Below are 16212 nucleotides of genomic sequence, written 5' to 3'. Positions count from 1 at the left end.
GGGCCCGCCGGGCCCCGCCCGCGGTCGGCTAGCGGCCCCGCCCGCGCCGCAGTTCGCCGAGGGCGTCCTCTATCCGGGCGAGCTGATGCCCCAGTACGGTGAGATCGTTCGGGCCGTTCCGCCGCAGCTCCTCCTCGATCGAGGACAGCCGGTCCGTGATCTGCCCCAGCTGTTCCTGATCCTGCGCCAGCATCCGTTCCAGCTGGCGGTTCTTGCGGTGCAGATCCAGGAAGACACTGACCTTGGCGCGCAGCATCCAGGGGTCGAAGGGCTTGGTCAGAAAGTCCGCCGCTCCCGTCGCGTACCCACGGAAGGCGTAACCGCTGTCGGACTCAGGGCCGTTCAGGAAGATGATCGGGGTGTCCTTGGCCCCGTCCAGCCGCTTGATCCGGGAGGCGGTCTCGAAGCCGTCCATGCCCGGCATCCGGACATCCAGCAGGACCACCGCGAACGGCTGCCGCAGCAGCGCCGTCATCGCCTCCTCGCCCGAACGGGCGCGTACGAGCGGCTCGTCGAGGGATGCCAGCACGGCTTCGAGCGCTTCGAGATTGTCCTCCATGTCATCAACGAGAAGGATGCTCGCGCGATCCGTCGTGGCTGTCTTCCCGCTCATGCGGTCTCCTTGTTCCGGCCCTCACGTTTCGGCCAGGGAGGCAAGAATGCTCTGCTCGGAGCGATTTCGCACGTCGTTCGGGTGGTTTGGCCTCATGTCGCCCCAGCCCCGCGCCGCGACCGCGGCCCCGGGTCAATCTCCGTCCACTTCGATAACTCGGCGCGTACGGGCGCGTTCTGTCTGTCACGCTGTCGGGATCGTAAGCGGCACAACGCCAGAACCGGATCAGGAGCCCCAGTGAGGCCCATTCCGATCCCGCGCGAGAGCCTTCACCGTCCGGTGCCCCAGGTGCCGTTACGGAAGGACGCGCGGTCCACGTCACGTACCAGCCTGCCCGGCAACCCGCTCGCCCCGGCCGCCGCGCGCCGCTTCACCCGCGCGGCGCTGGCCGACTGGACCAGCCTCGGGCTGCTCGCCACCTGCACCTTCTGCCGCGGGGACGAGGGCTGTTCGTCCGGGAGCCACAGCACCGATCTGCTCGCGGACGACGCCGTGGTGATCGTCAACGAACTCGTCACCAACGCCGTCGTGCACGCCGGTACCACCGTGGAGCTGCTCTGCCGGCTGGAGGAGCCCTCCGAAGACCCCACCGAGGCGGCCGACGAACCCGCCGCCCTGGTCATCGAGGTGTCCGACCACCACCCCGGCCGCGCGTTACAGAGCGAGGCACGGACCCAGGCTCCGCCCGGCACGCCCGAGTACGGCCGCGGCCTCCAGCTCGTCGCCGCCCTCGCCGAACGCTGGGGCATCACCTACCGCTCCGGGCTCAAGACCGTCTGGGCCCGCCTCTCGCTCGAAGGACGGGAGGCGGGCCCGGCGCAGGGCGCGGAACCGGTCCTGCGCCGCGGACTGCGCGCCGCCGAGATCCTCGCCCCCGCGACCCGGCGCACCGTGCGCGACGACCCGGAGTGGGCCGGCCGGGGCGCGCTCTCCTTCCTCGCCGAGGCCTCCGAACTGCTCGCGGGACAGCTCGACGAGGACCTGGTCGCCGCGCTGGCGGGTCAGCTGCTGGTGCCGCGGCTCGCCCAGTGGTGCGCGGTCTGGCTGGACAGCGAGGGCGGACCGGCGGGCGGAGCGCCCCGGCTCGCGCGGGTGTGGCACGCGGACGAGTCCAGGAGCGCCGAACTGCGGGCGCTGCTGGAGAAGGAGCCCCCGCGGCTGCCCGACCCGCCGCGTGGCGGACCGGTACGGGTGCCCTGGCCGGGTGCGGGTGCGCATACGGGCGGGGGCATGGCTCTCGCCTGCCGGCTGCTCGCGAACGGCCGCACCCTCGGCACGCTGCTGATCGGCCGGCCGGGCCAGAGCGAGATCCCCGACGAAGTGACCGCCCTCATCGAGGACTTCGCGCGCCGCATCGCCCTCGCGATCGGCGCCGCCCGCCGCTACACCCGGCAGGTCACCATCAGCCAGGTCCTCCAGCGCGGACTGCTGCCCAGCCAGGTCGCGCGGATCCCGGGCGTCGCCAGCGCCGTGGTGTACGAGCCGAGCGACGAGGGTCTCGCGGGCGGCGACTTCTACGACATCTTCCCGTGCCCGCCCGGCGACCGCTGGTGCTTCATGCTCGGCGACGTCCAGGGCAGCGGCCCCGAGGCCGCCGTCGTCACCGGCCTCGCCCGCCCCTGGCTGCGGCTGCTCGCCCGCGAGAACTACCGCGTCGGGGCGGTCCTCGACCGGCTCAACCGGCTGCTCCTCGACGACGCGACCGAGGCGGCCGAATCGGCGTCCCTGATGGCCGCGGCGGCCGTCGCCGGTGCCGGGCTGCCCGATGCCGCCCAGGTACTGCCCGAGGGCGGTCAGGCCCGCTTCCTGTCGCTGCTGTACGGGGAGCTGAGGCCGCTGCCGGGCCCCTCCGGCGGGGTACGGTGCACCCTCGCCAGCGCCGGCCACCCGCTGCCGCTGCTGCTGAGACCCGACGGGACGGTACAAGCCGCCGCCGAGCCGCAGCTGCTGCTCGGGGTCGTGGAGAACGTCGCGTACGAGAGCAGCACCTTCGACCTGGAGCCCGGCGACACCCTCCTCTGCGTCACCGACGGCGTCACGGAACGGCGCTCGGGCCGGCAGCTCCTCGACGACGGCGACGGGCTCGCGCGGACCCTGGCGGCGTGCGCGGGGCTGACGGCGCAGGGCGTGGCCCAGCGGATACGCCGGGCCGTGCACGAGTTCTCCGACACCCCGCCCGGGGACGATCTCGCCCTGCTGGTGTTCCAGGCCGAATGACGGCCGGGACGGGTTACCCGCGGCGTACGGGACAATGGGGGCATGCCTTCCGCACTGCCCGACGGTGACCCCATGCCCGAGACCGGGACGCTGCCCCGGCACGCCCTCGACGGCGCGGCGGACCGGCCCCTCGGCTTCTACCTGCACGTGCCGTACTGCGCGACCCGCTGCGGCTACTGCGACTTCAATACGTACACGGCGACCGAGCTGCGCGGCTCGGGAGGCGTGCTGGCCTCCCGCGACAACTACGCGGAGACGCTGGCGGACGAGGTCCGGCTGGCCAGGAAGGTGCTCGGCGACGACCCCAGGCCGGTCCGTACCGTATTCGTCGGCGGCGGCACACCGACGCTGCTGGCCGCCGGGGATCTCGTCCGGATGCTGGGCGCGATCCGCGACGAGTTCGGCCTCGCGGACGACGCCGAGATCACCACGGAGGCGAATCCGGAATCGGTGGACCCGGCGTATCTGGCCGCCCTGCGCGAGGGCGGCTTCAACCGGATCTCCTTCGGCATGCAGAGCGCGAAGCAGCATGTGCTGAAGATCCTCGACCGTACGCACACCCCCGGCAGGCCCGAGGCGTGCGTCGCGGAGGCCCGCGCGGCCGGCTTCGACCATGTGAACCTCGACCTGATCTACGGCACGCCGGGGGAGAGCGACGACGACTGGCGCGCGTCCCTCGCGGCGGCGGTGGGGGCGGGGCCCGACCATGTGTCGGCGTACGCGCTGATCGTGGAGGAGGGCACGCAGCTCGCCCGGCGCATCCGGCGCGGCGAGGTCCCCATGACCGACGACGACGAGCACGCCGACCGGTATCTGATCGCGGACTCCGTGCTCGCCGACGCGGGCTTCTCCTGGTACGAGGTCTCCAACTGGGCCACCTCGGAGGCGGCCCGCTGTCTGCACAACGAGCTGTACTGGCGCGGCGCCGACTGGTGGGGCGCGGGCCCCGGCGCCCACAGCCACATCGGCGGCGTCCGCTGGTGGAACGTCAAACACCCCGGCGCGTACGCGGCGGCGCTGGCGGAGGGACGCTCTCCGGGCGCGGGCCGGGAAATCCTCTCGGCGGAGGACCGCCGGGTGGAACGCATCCTGCTGGAGCTGCGCCTGTCCGATGGCTGCGAGCTGTCGCTGCTGGCCCCGGCGGGCCTCGCGGCGGCGCACCGCGCGGTGGGGGACGGCCTGCTGGACCCGGGCCCGTTCGCGAGCGGCCGGGCGGTCCTGACGCTCCGGGGCCGCCTGCTGGCGGACGCGGTGGTGAGGGACCTGGTGGACTGACGGGCGCCCACCTCCTAAAGAGGCCGCGGGTCCGTGACAAGAGGCCGCGGGTCCGTGACCTCCTAAAGAGGCCGCGGGTCCGTGACGAAGTCGATCAGGTGCTCCACCGAGCCCAGCAGCGGCGGCTCCAGGTCCTTGTACGTGCGGACCCGCGACAGGATGTGCTGCCACGCCGCCCCCGTGTTCTCCGGCCAGCCCAGCGCGCGGCACACCCCCGTCTTCCAGTCCTCGCCCCTCGGCACCGACGGCCACGCCGGGATCCCCACCGACGCGGGCTTCACCGCCTCCCAGACGTCGATGTACGGATGGCCCACCACCAGGACGTCCGCGCCCGTCACCTCCGCCGCGATCCGGGACTCCTTCGAGCCGGGCACCAGATGGTCGACCAGCACGCCGAGGCGGGCGTCCGGCGCGGGGTCGAACTCGGCGACGACGGCGGGCAGATCGTCGATGCCGCCCAGATACTCCACGACCACGCCCTCGACGCGCAGATCGTCGCCCCACACCTTCTCGACCAGTTCCGCGTCGTGCCGGCCCTCGACATAGATACGGCCGGCCCTGGCGACCCGCGCGCGGGCTCCGGGCACGGCGACCGATCCCGAGGCCGTACGGGACGGCCTGGCCGGGCCCGCCGCCGACGGGCGGACCAGGGTCACCACGCGGCCCTCCAGCAGAAACCCGCGCGGCACCAGCGGGAACACCCGGTGCTTGCCGAAGCGGTCCTCCAGGGTGACCGTCGGACCCTCGGCCGTCTTCTCGCAGCGGATGACCGCGCCGCAGAAGCCCGTCGACACCTCCTCGACCACCAGGTCCGGCTCGGCGGGGACCTCCGGCGCGGGCGAGGACTTCTTCCACGGTGGCGTCAGATCAGGGCTGTAGCGGCGCATTCGCACGACGATAAACGGACGGGGCCGACACGGCTAGGACACGCCGAATCGGGCCGCCAACGCGTCGCGCTGCGCCCGTACGAACGCCGCGTCCACCACCGCCCCGTGCCCGGGTACGTACACCGCGTCCGCGCCGCCCAGCGTGAGCAGCCGGTCCAGGGCCGCCGGCCAGCGGGCGGGGATCGCGTCGGGGCCGGCCTGGGGCTCGCCCGACTCCTCCACCAGGTCGCCGCAGAACAGGACGGGAGGAGAGGCCGGGACGAGGAGGGCCAGGTCGTGGGCGGAGTGGCCGGGGCCGGCGTTCGCCAGCGTGACCTGACGGCCGCCCAGGTCGAGGGTGAGCGAGCCGGAGACGGCGTGCCCCGGCCGTACCAGCAGATCCACCGCCTCGGTGGCCTCCGCCTCGCTCACGCCGTGGTGCACGGCGCTCTCGTGCAGGCCCGCCCCGCCGGCCAGCAGGTCCGCCAGACCCACCGCGCCGTACACCTCGGCCTCCGGGAACGCCGCGGTCCCCAGCACATGGTCGAAGTGCGCGTGGCTCAGTGCGATGTGCGTCACGCGCCTGTCCGCGCCGAGAAGGGCGGCCACCTGCGCCCGGATGGCCGCGCCCTCGCGGACCGTCGACCCCGTGTCGTACAGCAGGGCCGCGGTGGCGCCGGCCACCAGCCCGACCGTCGCGTCCCACCCCGGCAGCCGTCGCCGCCCCACCCCCGGGGCCAGCCGCTCCCACCCGCACTCTTCCCAACGGACGTCCATACGAGGACGCTATCCGCAAGAACCAGCGTGATCACGTGGTCGGCCACCCTTGCTAGGGGCCTACCCCACAGCCGTACACTGGCCGGGGGGATTGCTGGCACTCCCACGGAGCGAGTGCCAAGCCGGATCCGACGGACGACAGCTGGAGGTGTGCGCCATGCTCAGCGAACGCAGACTCGAGGTGCTGCGCGCCATCGTCCAGGACTATGTCGGCACCGAGGAGCCGGTCGGCTCCAAGGCGCTGACCGAGCGGCACAAGCTCGGCGTGTCCCCGGCCACCGTCCGCAACGACATGGCGGTGCTGGAGGACGAGGGCTTCATCGCCCAGCCGCACACCAGCGCGGGGCGTATCCCGACCGACAAGGGCTACCGGCTCTTCGTCGACCGGCTGGCCGGGGTCAAGCCCATGACCTCGCCGGAGCGCCGCGCCATCCAGAGTTTCCTGGACAAGGCCGTCGACCTCGATGACGTCGTGGGCCGTACGGTACGGCTGCTGGCGCAGCTGACCAGGCAGGTCGCCGTCGTCCAGTACCCCTCGCTGACCCGCTCGACGGTGCGCCACGTGGAGCTGCTGTCGCTCGCTCCCGCCCGGCTGATGCTCGTGCTGATCACGGACACCGGACGGGTCGAGCAGCGCATGATCGACTGCGGCACGCCCTTCGGTGAGACCTCGCTCGCGGATCTGCGGGCCCGGCTCAACAGCCGGATCGTCGGACGCCGCTTCTCGGATGTCCCGCAGCTGGTGCAGGACCTTCCCGAGTCGTTCGAGGAGGGGGACCGCGGGACCGTGTCCACGGTGCTCGCGACCCTGCTCGAAACGCTGGTCGAGGAGACCGAGGAGCGGCTGATGATCGGCGGCACCGCCAATCTCACCCGCTTCGGGCACGATTTCCCGCTCACCATCCGGCCGGTGCTGGAGGCGCTGGAGGAGCATGTGGTGCTTCTCAAGCTGCTGGGTGAGGCGGAACACCCGGGCATGACCGTACGTATCGGGCACGAGAACGCCCATGAGGGCCTCAACTCCACGTCCGTCGTCGCGGTCGGCTACGGTTCGGGCGACGAGGCAGTAGCCAAACTCGGCGTGGTCGGACCGACCCGCATGGACTACCCCGGAACGATGGGAGCGGTACGCGCAGTGGCACGTTACGTCGGACAGATCCTGGCGGAGTCGTAAGTGGCCACGGACTACTACGCCGTACTCGGCGTGCGCCGCGACGCATCGCAGGACGAGATCAAGAAGGCATTCCGGCGGCTCGCACGCGAGCTGCACCCGGATGTCAATCCCGATCCCAAGACGCAAGAGCGCTTCAAGGAGATCAACGCCGCGTACGAGGTGTTGTCGGACCCGCAGAAGAAGCAGGTCTACGACCTCGGCGGAGACCCGCTCTCGGCGAGCGGCGGCGGGGGCGCGGGCGGCTTCGGAGCCGGTGGCTTCGGCAACTTCTCCGACATCATGGACGCCTTCTTCGGGACGGCGTCCCAGCGCGGTCCGCGCTCGCGGACGCGACGCGGCCAGGACGCCATGATCCGGCTGGAGATCGACCTCAACGAGGCGGCCTTCGGCACGACCAAGGACATCCAGGTCGACACGGCCGTGGTCTGTACGACCTGTTCCGGCGAGGGGGCGGCGCCGGGCACCTCGGCGCAGACCTGCGACATGTGCCGCGGCCGCGGCGAGGTCTCGCAGGTCACCCGGTCCTTCCTGGGCCAGGTCATGACTTCGCGGCCGTGCCCGCAGTGCCAGGGCTTCGGTACGGTCGTGCCGACGCCGTGCCCCGAGTGCGCGGGCGACGGGCGCATCCGGTCCCGCCGTACGCTCACGGTCAAGATTCCCGCCGGTGTCGACAACGGCACCCGCATCCAGCTCGCGGGCGAGGGCGAGGTCGGTCCGGGCGGTGGTCCCGCCGGCGATCTCTACGTGGAGATCCACGAGCTGCCGCACGCGGTGTTCCAGCGGCGCGGCGACGATCTGCACTGCACGGTCACCATCCCCATGACGGCGGCGTCGCTGGGCACGCAGTGCCCGCTGGAGACGCTGGACGGCGTGGAGGACATCGACGTCCGTCCCGGCACGCAGTCGGGCCAGTCGATCCCGCTGCACGGACGCGGCATCACGCATCTGCGCGGCGGTGGCCGGGGCGACCTGATCGTGCATGTCGAGGTGATGACCCCGTCGAAGCTGGACCCGGAGCAGGAGCGGTTGCTGCGGGAGCTGGCGAAGCTGCGCGGCGAGGAACGGCCCACGGGTCAGTTCCAGCCGGGGCAGCAGGGGCTGTTCTCGCGGCTGAAGGATGCGTTCAACGGACGGTAGGCGCGAGTCGGCCGGGGGTCCGGGGGTCGGCCGGGGGTCCGGGGGTTGGCCCCCGGGTAGGCGCGGTCAGCCGGGGCAGCAGGGGCTGTTCTCGCGGTTGAAGGACGCGTTCAACGGGCGGTAGGCGTGTGGGGGCCGGGGGTCCGGGAGTCAGCTCCCGGGCCCCCGGCCCGCGACCCCGCCCGCCCCGCGTTCCCGTGACCCCCGCCGAGCGTGGCTCGGATTCGGCGCTGTGCGGGGGACGTGGCACGATGCCTGCATGTCCTCCGCACTGACCGATCTCTGCCGGTATCCGATCGTGCAGGCCCCCATGGCGGGCGGCGCGTCCTGCCCGCAGCTGGCGGCGGCCGTTTCCGAGGCGGGTGGTCTCGGGTTCCTCGCCGCCGGGTACAAAACAGCGGACGGCATGTACGAAGAGGTCAAACAGCTGCGCGGGCTCACCAACCAGCCCTTCGGCATCAATCTCTTCATGCCGCAGATACACCACGCCGACCACGCGGTCATCGAGGTCTACCGCAACCAGCTCGCCGGTGAGGCGACCTGGTACGAGACCCCGCTCGGCGACCCCGAGGCCGGCCGGGACGACGGCTACGAGGCCAAGCTGGCCATACTGCTCGACGACCCGGTGCCGCTCGTCTCGTTCACCTTCGGCTGCCCGACCCGTACGACCCTCGACGCGTTCGCCCGCGCGGGCACCTACACCGTGGTCACGGTGACCACCCCCGAGGAGGCCCAGACCGCGCAGTGGTCCGGCGCCGACGCCGTCTGTGTCCAGGGCATCGAGGCCGGCGGCCACCAGGGCACGCACCGCGACGATCCGGCCACCGATGGCGCGGGCATCGGACTGCTCTCGCTCGTGGCGCAGGTCAGGGAGGCCGTGCAGCTGCCGATCATCGCCGCCGGCGGGCTGATGCGCGGCGGCCAGATCGCGGCGGTGCTCGCGGCGGGCGCGGACGCGGCGCAGCTCGGCACGGCGTTCCTGGTGTGCCCGGAGTCCGGGGCGAACGTGCTGCACAAGCAGGCCATGACCAACCCGCTGTTCGTCAGGACCGAGCTGACCCGGGCCTTCTCGGGCCGCCCCGCCCGTGGCCTCGTCAACCGCTTCATGCGTGAGCACGGCCCGTACGCGCCGCCCGCCTACCCCGAGGTCCACCACCTCACCTCCGGGCTGCGCAAGGCCGCGGCGCGGGTGGGCGACGCCCAGGGCATGGCGCTCTGGGCGGGACAGGGCCACCGGATGGCCCGGGAGCTGCCCGCGGGACAGCTGGTCGAGGTCCTGGCCGCCGAGCTCGAAGCGACCCGGGCGTCGCTGACGCCGGAGAGCGACTCGTGACCGCTCCTGTCTTCGTCGTCGAGGGCGGTGTACTGCGCACCGGTACGGTCACGCTCGACGGCTCCGAAGGGCGGCACGCCGTCTCCGTACGGAGGCTGCGCGTCGGCGAGGAGATCGTGCTGACGGACGGCGCGGGCACGGGCGCCTACGGGACGGTCGCGGCGGTCGAGGGCAAGGACCGGCTTGACGTCGCCGTCACGGAGGTACGGACGGAGGCGGAGCCCGCGCCCCGGATCACCGTCGTCCAGGCCCTGCCCAAGGGGGACCGCGGGGAGCTGGCCGTCGAGACGATGACCGAGACCGGCGTCGACGCGATCGTGCCCTGGCAGGCCGCGCGCTGTGTCACGCAGTGGAAGGGCGAGCGGGGCGCCAAGTCCCTGGCCAAATGGCGGGCCACGGCCCGCGAGGCGGGCAAGCAGTCGCGCAGGCTCCGCTTCCCCGAGGTCACGGACGCGCTGTCGGCCCGGCAGGTCGCCGCGCTGCTGGCGGACGCCGACTTCGCCGCCGTACTGCACGAGGAGGGCAGCGAACCGCTGGCCACGGCGCCGCTGCCCGCCGAGGGCCGGATCGTGCTGGTCGTGGGCCCCGAAGGGGGCGTGTCCCCGGAGGAGTTGGCGACCTTCGCGGAAGCCGGCGCGAAGCCGTACCGCCTGGGCCGCAGCGTCCTGCGCACCTCCACCGCGGGAACGGCGGCCACGGCCCTCCTGCTCGGCCGCACCGGCCGCTGGTCCTAGTACCTCTCCCGGACAGGGCCTGGACACCTCAGCCGACAGGCGGCGGCCGTCGGGCCGATAGCATGCGTCCGTACGGATCGTCACTGATCGTCAGCAGCGACCGCCGGTGCACCCGGCGGATCCGAGGAGGCCCGGACCATGGCGGGAGAACCACAGGCCGACTGCCTGTTCTGCAAGATCGTCGCGGGGGACGTACCGGCCACCGTCGTGCGGGAGTCGGAGACCACGGTCGCGTTCCGGGACATCAACCCGCAGGCCCCGACCCATGTCCTGGTCATCCCCCGGGTGCACTACCCGGACGCCGCGACCCTCGCCGCCGCCGAGCCGGGGATCGCCGCCGATGTGCTGCGCGAGGCGGCCGCGGTCGCCGCCGACGACAAGGCCGACAGCACCGGCTACCGGATCGTGTTCAACACCGGCGCCGGCGCCGGACAGACCGTCTTCCACGCGCACGCCCATGTCCTGGGCGGCCGCGGTCTCAACTGGCCCCCCGGGTAGGCGTCTTGTCCGTACGAGAACTGGTGGTGCTGGGCACCGCCAGCCAGGTGCCCACCCGCCATCGCAACCACAACGGCTATCTGCTGCGCTGGGACGGCGAAGGCCTGCTCTTCGACCCGGGCGAGGGCACCCAGCGCCAGATGCTGCGCGCCGGGGTCGCCGCGCACGACATCAACCGCATCTGCGTCACGCACTTCCACGGCGACCACGCGCTCGGCCTGGCCGGGGTGATCCAGCGCATCAACCTGGACCAGGTGCCGCACCCGGTCACCGCGCACTACCCGGCGAGCGGACAGCACTTCTTCGACCGGCTGCGGTACGCGACGGCCTACCGCGAGTCCGCCGAGCTGACCGAGGCGCCGGTCGGCGGCGACGGCGTCCTCGCGCGGACAGCCGCGTACACCCTGGACGCGTACAAGCTCTCCCACCCCGTCGAGTCGTACGGCTACCGTCTCACCGAGCCCGACGGGCTCCGGATGCTCCCGGAGCGGCTGGCCGCGCACGGCATCGCGGGACCGGACGTCGGCCGGCTGCGCCGCGAGGGCACGCTGAACGGCGTCAGCCTCGACGAGGTCAGCGAGACGCGCCGGGGCCAGCGGTTCGCCTTCGTCATGGACACCCGGCTCTGCGACGGGGCGTACGCGCTGGCCGAGGGGTGCGACATGCTGGTCATCGAGTCGACGTTCCTCGACGAGGACGAGCGGCTGGCGACCGACCACGGTCATCTCACCGCAGGCCAGGCGGGCCGGGTGGCGCGGGAGGCGGGCGTACGGCATCTGGTGCTGACGCACTTCTCGCAGCGCTACGGCGATCCGGACGAGTTCGAGCGGCAGGCCCGCGCCGCGGGCTTCGACGGCGAGCTGACCGTCGCCGCCGATCTGGTGCGGGTACCGCTGCCGAAACGGTCCGGCTGACCTGCCGCACGGTCCGGCTGACCCCGCCGCTGCGGGTCAGTGGCGGCTGCCCCGGCGGCCGCCACGGTCACGGACCGGGCGCGGACACCCTGTGCGTGCGGCTCGGGCCCGGCGGATCGGGCACACTGTCCGGATCCGCACGCGATCGGGAGCCCACCGTGATCACATCCAACGGAGACCCGCAGGAACACACCGCCCATGTCGACCCGCTGAGCGCGCTGCGCGCCCCGGACGACCCGCCGTGCGATGTCTATCTCACCGGCACGGTCTTCCTCGACATCATCTTCACCGGCCTGGCCAGCGCCCCCGTGCGCGGCACGGAGTCCTGGGCCCGGGGGATGGGGTCCAGCCCCGGCGGGATCGCCAACATGGCCAGCGCCCTGGCCCGCCTCGGCCTGCGCACCTCGCTCGCCGCGGCCTTCGGCGACGACCACTACGGCGAGTACTGCTGGGACGCGCTGGAGCAGGGCGAGGGCATCGACCTCTCCCGGTCCCGTACGGTCCCCGGCTGGCACTCGCCCGTCACCGTCTCCATGGCGTACGAGGACGAGCGGACCATGGTCTCGCACGGCCACGAGGCCCCGCCGCCCGAAGGGGCCCTCCCCGAGTGCCCGCCCCGCGCGCGTGCCGCCGTCGCCGCGCTCGCGCCGGGCCGCCGCGAGGAGTGGATCGCCCGCGCCGCCGGCGCCGGGGCGCGGATCTTCGCCGATGTCGGCTGGGACGAGACCGGCCGCTGGGACCTCGGGGGCCTGGCCGACCTGGAGTACTGCGAGGCCTTCCTGCCCAATGCGGAGGAGGCGATGCGCTACACCCGCACCACTTGCCCCCGGGCCGCCGCGCGGGTGCTCGCCGAGCGGGTGCCGGTCGCCGTCGTCACGCTCGGCGCGGAGGGGGCGTACGCCGTGGACGGCGCCACCGGCGAGACCGCCGAGGTCCCCGCGATCGAGGTCGAGGCCCTGGATCCGACCGGCGCGGGCGATGTCTTCGTCGCCGGATTCGTCACCGGTACGCTCGCCGGCTGGCCGCTCGCGGACCGGCTGGCCTTCGCCGGGCTGACCGCCGCGCTCTCCGTCCAGGAGTTCGGCGGCTCGCTCTCCGCGCCGGGCTGGGCGGAGGTCGCGACCTGGTGGCAGTACGTACAGGCCTCCCCCGAGCAGGACCCGGCGGCGCTGCGGCGCTACGCTTTCCTGGCGGAACTGCTGCCCGCGCCGAGCAGGCCGTGGCCGCTGCGCAGGGCCGTACCGACGATCGGTTTCGGCCGCTCCGGCTGACCGGGCCGACCGACCGGGCCGGCTGACCGCGCCGACGGCGCAAGGAAAAGCCCTAGGGCCTTGTCAGTGCGGAGTCGTACGCTGGTAGCCCAGAGGTTGTCGAGCAGCGAGAACCCTGCAACGGGAGGTATGCGCAGGCCACAGAGCCGGCCCATGACTCAGACACCTACAGCCCAGACCCCCGCACCGGGGCAGGCACGTGCCCACTTCACCGTCCCCGCCAAACACCCCATGGTGACGGTCCTGGGCTCCAGGGATTCCCTGCTGCGTGTGATCGAGAAGGCGTTCCCCGACGCGGACATCCATGTCCGGGGAAATGAGATCAGTGCGGCCGGCAGCGTGGCGGATGTCGCGCTCGTCCAGCGCCTGTTCGACGAAATGATGCTGGTGCTCCGCACCGGTCAGCCGATGACGGAGGACGCAGTGGAACGTTCCATCGCCATGCTCAGGGCGAGCGAGAACGGCGGCGCGGACGGTCCCGAGACGCCCGCCGACGTGCTCACCCAGAACATCCTGTCCAGCCGTGGCCGGACCATCCGCCCCAAGACCCTCAACCAGAAGCGGTACGTCGACGCGATCGACAAGCACACGGTCGTCTTCGGCATCGGCCCCGCCGGTACCGGCAAGACCTATCTCGCCATGGCCAAGGCGGTCCAGGCCCTGCAGTCCAAGCAGGTCAACCGGATCATCCTGACCCGGCCCGCCGTCGAGGCGGGCGAGCGGCTCGGCTTCCTGCCCGGCACGCTCTACGAGAAGATCGACCCGTATCTGCGCCCGCTCTACGACGCGCTGCACGACATGCTCGACCCCGACTCGATCCCCCGGCTGATGGCGGCGGGCACGATCGAGGTCGCGCCCCTGGCGTACATGCGCGGCCGGACGCTCAACGACGCGTTCATCATTCTCGACGAGGCGCAGAACACCAGCCCCGAGCAGATGAAGATGTTCCTGACGAGGCTCGGCTTCGAATCGAAGATCGTCATTACGGGAGATGTCACCCAGGTCGACCTTCCGAACGGCACGACGAGTGGTCTGCGCCAGGTCCAGGACATCCTGGAAGGCGTCGACGATGTGCACTTCTCCCGTCTCACCTCGCAGGATGTCGTACGGCACAGGCTCGTCGGCCGTATCGTCGACGCGTACGAGCAATACGACAGCCGCAATGGGCTGTGACTGAGCGAAAGAGCAACAGCGCACCATGTCGATCGACGTCAACAACGAGTCAGGCATCGAGGTCGACGAGCAGGCGATCCTCGACGTCGCCCGCTACGCGCTCGCCCGGATGCGCATCCACCCGCTCTCCGAGCTCTCGGTGATCGTCGTGGACGAAGCCGCCATGGAGCAGCTGCACCTCCAGTGGATGGACCTGCCGGGTCCGACGGATGTCATGTCCTTCCCGATGGACGAGCTGCGTCCGCCGGTCAAGGACGACGAGGAGCCCCCGCAGGGGCTCCTCGGTGACATCGTGCTCTGCCCGGAGGTCGCGCGGAAGCAGGGCGAGGAAGCCCCGACGCAGCACTCCATGGACGAGGAGCTCCAACTCCTGACCGTCCACGGGGTGCTGCATCTGCTCGGGTACGACCACGAGGTGCCGGACGAGAAGGCCGAGATGTTCGGTCTCCAAGCGGCGATCGTCGACGGGTGGAGGGGCGAGAAGGGGTTCACCGGCCCGTCTCCCGCGCCGACCGTCTCGTGACCGCGCAGCTGATCGTCGGCGCGGTCGCGCTGGTCGTCGTCGCCTGGCTGGCGGCGTCCGCCGAGGCGGGCCTCGCCCGGGTCTCCAGCTTCCGGGCGGCCGAGGCCGTCAGGTCGGGGCGCCGGGGCGCGGCCAAGCTGGCGCAGATCGCCTCCGATCCGACGCGCTATCTGAATGTGGCGCTGCTGGTCCGGGTCGCCTGCGAGATGGCCGCCGGGGTGCTGGTCACCTATGTCTGTCTGAAGGAGTTCCAGGAGACCTGGGCGGCGCTGGTCACCGCGATCGGGGTCATGGTCCTCGTCTCCTATGTCGCGGTGGGCGTCTCGCCCCGCACCATCGGCCGCCAGCATCCGCTGAACACGGCGACGGCCTCGGCGTACGTCCTGCTGCCGCTCGCCAGGGTCATGGGCCCGATTCCGCAGCTGCTGATCCTCCTGGGCAATGCCCTCACCCCGGGCAAGGGCTTCCGCAAGGGACCGTTCGCCAGCGAGGCGGAGCTGCGGGCGATGGTCGACCTCGCCGAGCAGGAGTCCCTCATCGAGGACGACGAGCGCCGGATGGTGCACTCCGTCTTCGAGCTGGGCGACACGCTCGTACGGGAAGTCATGGTGCCGCGCACGGACCTGGTGTGCATCGAGCGGCACAAGACGATCCGGCAGGCGCTGACGCTGGCCCTGCGCTCCGGCTTCTCCCGTATCCCGGTGACCGGGGAGAACGAGGACGACATAGTGGGCATCGTCTACCTGAAGGACCTGGTCAGGAAGACGCACATCAATCGGGACTCCGAATCCGATCTGGTCTCCACGGCGATGCGCCCCGCCGCGTTCGTCCCCGACACGAAGAACGCCGGTGATCTGCTGCGCGAGATGCAGCAGGAGCGCAGCCATGTCGCGGTCGTCATCGACGAGTACGGCGGCACGGCCGGCATCGTCACGATCGAGGACATCCTGGAGGAGATCGTCGGCGAGATCACCGACGAGTACGACCGCGAGCTGCCGCCGGTCGAGGAGATCGGCGACGGCTCCTACCGGGTCACGGCCCGGCTGGACATCGGTGACCTCGGGGACCTGTTCGGGCTCGACGAGTACGACGACGAGGACGTGGAGACGGTCGGCGGCCTGCTGGCGAAGGCGCTGGGCCGGGTTCCGATCGCGGGCGCCAGCGCCAGGGTCGAGCTGCCGGACGGACGCACCCTGCGGCTGACGGCCGAGTCCCCGGCCGGCCGCCGCAACAAGATCGTCACGGTCCTCGCGGAGCCGCTCCGCGAGGACGAGCCCGCCTGATGACCCCGCAGGAGCTGCGGGCCTGCTGCCTCGGCCAGAACGGGACGTCCGAGGACGTCCCGTTCCCCCGCAGCCCCGGTCTCACGGTCTTCCGGGTGGCGGAGAAGATCTTCGCGTTCTGCGCGCTGGAGGAGCGCCCGCTGAAGGTCTCCCTCAAATGCGACCCGGAAGAGGCGATCCGCCTCCGCGAGACCCACCCGGCGATCACCCCCGGCTGGCACCTCAACAAGCGCCACTGGAACACGGTCACGGTCCCCGAACTCCCGCCCCGGATGGTGCGCGAACTGATCGAGGACTCGTACGACCTCGTAGTAGCCACCCTCCCCAAACCCACCCGCCTCCGCCTCGACCGCCCCTGACCCGCCGCGTACCGCGTTGGCTGTGACCCTGCTCTGGGAGGTCCTCGCGTGGTGCCTATGCTCGG

The 16212-nt window shown here is 72.0% G+C and carries 16 protein-coding genes; 13 read left to right on the top strand and 3 right to left on the bottom strand.

Annotation, left to right across the window (positions count from 1 at the left end):
* Positions 1 to 28: 28 nt before the first annotated feature.
* Positions 29 to 613 carry a response regulator gene (locus tag ACZ6MZ_RS32355; RefSeq protein ID WP_389791356.1) on the bottom strand — a complete coding sequence of 195 codons (585 nt, stop codon included), beginning with the start codon at positions 611 to 613 and terminating at the stop codon, positions 29 to 31.
* A 237-nt stretch (positions 614 to 850) separates the two neighbouring features.
* Between ACZ6MZ_RS32355 and ACZ6MZ_RS32350 the strand changes: the two genes are divergently transcribed.
* Together ACZ6MZ_RS32350 and hemW are read left to right on the top strand one after the other, a co-directional pair.
* The gene (locus ACZ6MZ_RS32350) at positions 851 to 2830 is read left to right on the top strand and encodes a SpoIIE family protein phosphatase (RefSeq protein ID WP_389791358.1); all 1980 of its coding nucleotides are present in this window, start codon (positions 851 to 853) and stop codon (positions 2828 to 2830) included.
* A gap of 42 nt (positions 2831 to 2872) precedes the next feature.
* Entirely contained in the window at positions 2873 to 4105 is a 1233-nt protein-coding gene (hemW, locus tag ACZ6MZ_RS32345; RefSeq protein WP_469356048.1) for a radical SAM family heme chaperone HemW, read from the top strand.
* 62 nt (positions 4106 to 4167) lie between these two features.
* Here hemW and ACZ6MZ_RS32340 read toward each other — a convergent pair whose 3' ends face one another.
* The gene (locus tag ACZ6MZ_RS32340) at positions 4168 to 4992 is read right to left on the bottom strand and encodes a DUF3097 domain-containing protein (RefSeq protein WP_469356046.1); all 825 of its coding nucleotides are present in this window, start codon (positions 4990 to 4992) and stop codon (positions 4168 to 4170) included.
* A 33-nt stretch (positions 4993 to 5025) separates the two neighbouring features.
* On the bottom strand, positions 5026 to 5748 hold the full coding sequence (locus ACZ6MZ_RS32335) for an MBL fold metallo-hydrolase (protein ID WP_469356044.1): 723 nt from the start codon (positions 5746 to 5748) through the stop codon (positions 5026 to 5028).
* Positions 5749 to 5905: 157 nt separating this feature from the next.
* On the opposite strand from ACZ6MZ_RS32335, the gene hrcA reads away from it, so the two are divergent.
* The 11 genes from hrcA to ACZ6MZ_RS32280 all read left to right on the top strand — a co-directional run bounded on the left by hrcA (position 5906) and on the right by ACZ6MZ_RS32280 (position 16147).
* A complete protein-coding gene (gene hrcA, locus ACZ6MZ_RS32330; RefSeq protein ID WP_384329494.1) occupies positions 5906 to 6922 on the top strand; it encodes a heat-inducible transcriptional repressor HrcA in 1017 nt (338 codons plus the stop codon).
* Positions 6923 to 8059, top strand: a complete 1137-nt coding sequence (gene dnaJ / locus ACZ6MZ_RS32325) for a molecular chaperone DnaJ (protein WP_389791367.1) — start codon at positions 6923 to 6925, stop codon at positions 8057 to 8059.
* Positions 8060 to 8318: 259 nt separating this feature from the next.
* Positions 8319 to 9392, top strand: coding sequence for a nitronate monooxygenase (locus ACZ6MZ_RS32320; protein WP_389791368.1), 1074 nt, complete (start codon positions 8319 to 8321; stop codon positions 9390 to 9392).
* Entirely contained in the window at positions 9389 to 10126 is a 738-nt protein-coding gene (locus ACZ6MZ_RS32315; RefSeq protein WP_469356040.1) for a 16S rRNA (uracil(1498)-N(3))-methyltransferase, read from the top strand. The genes ACZ6MZ_RS32320 and ACZ6MZ_RS32315 overlap by 4 nt, the downstream gene beginning before the upstream one ends.
* Positions 10127 to 10264: 138 nt before the next feature.
* The gene (locus ACZ6MZ_RS32310) at positions 10265 to 10624 is read left to right on the top strand and encodes a histidine triad nucleotide-binding protein (protein ID WP_384191460.1); all 360 of its coding nucleotides are present in this window, start codon (positions 10265 to 10267) and stop codon (positions 10622 to 10624) included.
* A gap of 5 nt (positions 10625 to 10629) precedes the next feature.
* Positions 10630 to 11538 (top strand): ribonuclease Z, encoded by a 909-nt coding sequence (locus tag ACZ6MZ_RS32305; RefSeq protein ID WP_469356038.1) that lies wholly within the window; start codon positions 10630 to 10632, stop codon positions 11536 to 11538.
* A 158-nt stretch (positions 11539 to 11696) separates the two neighbouring features.
* Positions 11697 to 12809: a carbohydrate kinase family protein gene (locus tag ACZ6MZ_RS32300; protein ID WP_384191455.1), complete on the top strand. Its 1113-nt coding sequence runs from the start codon at positions 11697 to 11699 to the stop codon at positions 12807 to 12809.
* Positions 12810 to 12962: 153 nt separating this feature from the next.
* Positions 12963 to 13982, top strand: a complete 1020-nt coding sequence (locus tag ACZ6MZ_RS32295) for a PhoH family protein (protein WP_389791372.1) — start codon at positions 12963 to 12965, stop codon at positions 13980 to 13982.
* A 25-nt stretch (positions 13983 to 14007) separates the two neighbouring features.
* Positions 14008 to 14505, top strand: coding sequence for an rRNA maturation RNase YbeY (ybeY, locus tag ACZ6MZ_RS32290; RefSeq protein ID WP_389791374.1), 498 nt, complete (start codon positions 14008 to 14010; stop codon positions 14503 to 14505).
* Positions 14502 to 15788, top strand: coding sequence for a hemolysin family protein (locus ACZ6MZ_RS32285; RefSeq protein WP_384191446.1), 1287 nt, complete (start codon positions 14502 to 14504; stop codon positions 15786 to 15788). The genes ybeY and ACZ6MZ_RS32285 overlap by 4 nt, the downstream gene beginning before the upstream one ends.
* Positions 15788 to 16147, top strand: coding sequence for an MmcQ/YjbR family DNA-binding protein (locus tag ACZ6MZ_RS32280; protein WP_389791376.1), 360 nt, complete (start codon positions 15788 to 15790; stop codon positions 16145 to 16147). The genes ACZ6MZ_RS32285 and ACZ6MZ_RS32280 overlap by 1 nt, the downstream gene beginning before the upstream one ends.
* Positions 16148 to 16212 lie beyond the last annotated feature (65 nt).

The organism is Streptomyces sp. NPDC042201 (assembly GCF_055582185.1).
The sequence above is the reverse complement of the archived record's forward strand: the minus strand, read 5'-3'. Positions and strand labels throughout refer to the sequence as shown.